Source organism: Draconibacterium sp. (genome assembly GCF_041583095.1).
GTDB lineage: Bacteria > Bacteroidota > Bacteroidia > Bacteroidales > Prolixibacteraceae > Draconibacterium.
In genome coordinates this window covers 1-2,850 of sequence record NZ_JBFHGM010000415.1, presented here as the reverse complement: position 1 = coordinate 2,850, position 2,850 = coordinate 1, and the positions used below count along the sequence as shown (strand labels likewise).

3 protein-coding genes are annotated in these 2,850 nt (G+C 42.6%); all 3 read right to left on the bottom strand.

The genetic code is table 11. The features are described from left to right. On the bottom strand, positions 1 to 1,317 hold a 1,317-nt coding region (locus ABZB17_RS21995), incomplete at its 3' end, for a glycoside hydrolase domain-containing protein (RefSeq protein WP_372653731.1). Positions 1,318 to 1,363: 46 nt separating this feature from the next. Then, entirely contained in the window at positions 1,364 to 2,488 is a 1,125-nt protein-coding gene (locus tag ABZB17_RS21990; protein ID WP_372653729.1) for a glycoside hydrolase family protein, read from the bottom strand. Between the two features lie 134 nt (positions 2,489 to 2,622). Then, a partial coding sequence (locus tag ABZB17_RS21985) for a glycoside hydrolase domain-containing protein (RefSeq protein WP_372653726.1) occupies positions 2,623 to 2,850 on the bottom strand: 228 nt, incomplete at its 5' end.

The following is a 2,850-nucleotide window of genomic DNA, read 5'->3' as shown; positions in this document are numbered from 1 at the left end:
TCCTTCGTAGGCTTTTTCAGCATCGTAATTTCGGATTCCTTTATTATAGGCTGTTACAAAAAACGAGGTTGACGGATCGCCAATCATTACAAAAGTATAGTTCCCACCTGAAGGACCACGCGGAATTAATCCGCCATTTTGGTACATATCAACCATGGTATTGCAAAAACCATCCATCACTTCGGGGTATACCATCGACCATAAAATATTCAGCGACCAGTGGCTGCCCCACCACGCATCGAAATTATAATGCGGGAACAGTGGCTCACTGTTTTCATCTAAACGAACCGAACGTACCACAGCATCTTCGCCGGTTCTGTCCATGTACTTTCCATCTACATCGCTTACAATTCTTCGCCCAAGTAACGAGCGCCATAAATCAGTATAAAACTTAATTTGTTGCTGCTCAGTTCCTCCTTTTATCTCAATTCTTCCCAACCACTCGTTCCATTCATCAACTGAAGATTGAACAACCCGGTCGAAATCCCAATGGTTAATTTCGGTATCGAGGTTTAAGCGGGCTTGATCGGCACTTACATACGAAATTCCAACTTTCATTAAAATTTCTTCTTTTTCTTCTGAATCGAAAAATAAAGCGGCACCAGCATTTACTCCCTGGATGGTATCGGGCGCATTGACCAAAAGCTTTTTATCTTTCCAGCCTTTTATCGAACTGAAAGGCTTATTTAAACGTGCAACAAAATAAACAGGAGTATCTTTGGGTCGACGACCTGTTTTGCTAATCACCTGAACTCCTGCTATTTCAGTATCGCTAACTTTCCATACTTTCGAGTAGACCGTAGGCCCATGAGCAAGCTTTGCCCCAGTATCAAAAATGATGGCCTTATTTTTCTTTTCGGGGAAGGTGTACCTGTGAAACCCAACGCGTGTTGAAGAAGTAAGCTCTGCTGTTATTTCGTAATCATCGAGTACCACTTTATGGTAACCGGGTTTTGCCACTTCTGTTTCGTGACTAAAAGCTGATTGGTATACATCCATTCCTAAATGCCCTTTAAACTCGCCTGTTGTTGGCATTACAGCAATGCCTGCCAACTGCCAGGCATGTATATGGCTAAAACAACGAATGGTTTTGCTATCGTATAAATACCCCGAACTCCATGTTTTATCAGTATCAGTGTCGGGACTAAGGTTTACCATGCCAAACGGACGAGAGGCCGAATTAAAGTAAAACCAGCGCGAATTATGGGTATCGATAAATGGATTCACCAGGTCTACCGGCATTTTTTGTGCTTCTGCGTAATAGGCCGACAACAACAACAGAAACAAAAAAAGAATAAGTTTTTGGTTAAAGTTCATATCTAAATATTTATTTAACAATTGTAATATATTCGCTTATAATTCTTTAGAAACTAGTTTTTAAAGGAATCACCATGTTCCATGTTTTATCAAAACTCCAGGCTTTGTCACCATTTCCGGTTGCTGCAAAAAAGTGTGTGGGTACGCCGTCTTCAATAAGGAGGAATGGGCGCTCAAAGTGGTTTTGATGCGTTGTTGTTCCATCATCCCATAAAATATCACGACTGTAGGCTTTTACCTTGTCGAACAACTGCCAATTTACACCATCGTTGCTCCACACATGAATTCCGCCTCCTTCTTCGCCACAAATCTCGCCCGAGCGATCTTTAATAATGGCTTCGTATTTTTCGCCGTTCCACCACACATACGGATCTTCAACATCAATATGCTCTTGCCCTGGCTTTTCGAAACGAAATATTGGTTTATCGCTAAGTCTTTCGTACGGGCCCTCGGGGTTGGTGGCTTTTGCCACACCCAATAAAAGAGGTGGTTGCGGACCATGTTCCGACGATTTATACATCAACAGAATTTCGCCGGTTTTATCGTTCACAACCGGTGCAGGGTTTGAGGTAATTGAGGCATCCCATTTTCCGGGGCGAGGCTCAATTACCGGTTTATCCAAACGTTTCCAGGGACCGTAAACACTGTCGCTAATAGCCACACCAACACGCTTGTTCATCCAGGCTGCAGTCCAGTTTTCGTTAGGTAATTCCTTATTTTCAAGGCTTGGCTGTTCAAAATCGTAAGTATTTCCAAAGTAGTACAACAGAAATTTGTCTTTGTATTTTACAACACGCGGATTGTGTGTGCACATGCCATCCCAGTACTCTTTCCCGCGCATGGGCAGGGCAACTTTTACTGTTTTGTAGGGGCCAACCGGTGTATCGGCCACAGCATGTACCACTTCAGAGTTGGTCACCCATTTTCCGAAGCCCAGCGCTTTTAACCAGCGGCTGGCAAACATGTGGTATTTCCCGTCTTCGCCTTGTATTACCGACGAACCCCAAACCCAATAATCCGGGTCCTGGTATCCACCACCTACAGGTGCCGGTAAAATACGGTCGATAAATGCAATTTCGCGGGTTGCCTTAGCACAAGCCAACAAGCCTGATGATAATGAAATACCTGCAGCTGAAAGTATTGAATTTTGGATAAAGTGGCGTCGTTTCATTTTTTTATTTTTTTTGTTCATTTTTAGGAAACCGATTTATCTGTTTAAAATCTAACGAATAAAGGCCGGTAAATATAAGAGACAGCAAGCGGTTAATAGGGACACATTTTGTGATAGTTTATAAAATCGCTTATTTATTTCTTTATGGGCAAAGGGTCTTTTAGCCCCCAGTTTTTATTCGGCACCGTTCCCAATTCCAGTTCCAGTGTGCCCCCTTTTTCAAAATCGGAGTGATAAAACCAACACTTTTCCCAAGGCTTACCATTTAATTTGGCCGCCTGAATATAAGTATGTTCCGGCTGATTGGTTTTAATCACAAACTTTTCACCCGGATAATAATCGGGATTTAGCCGAATACTAAT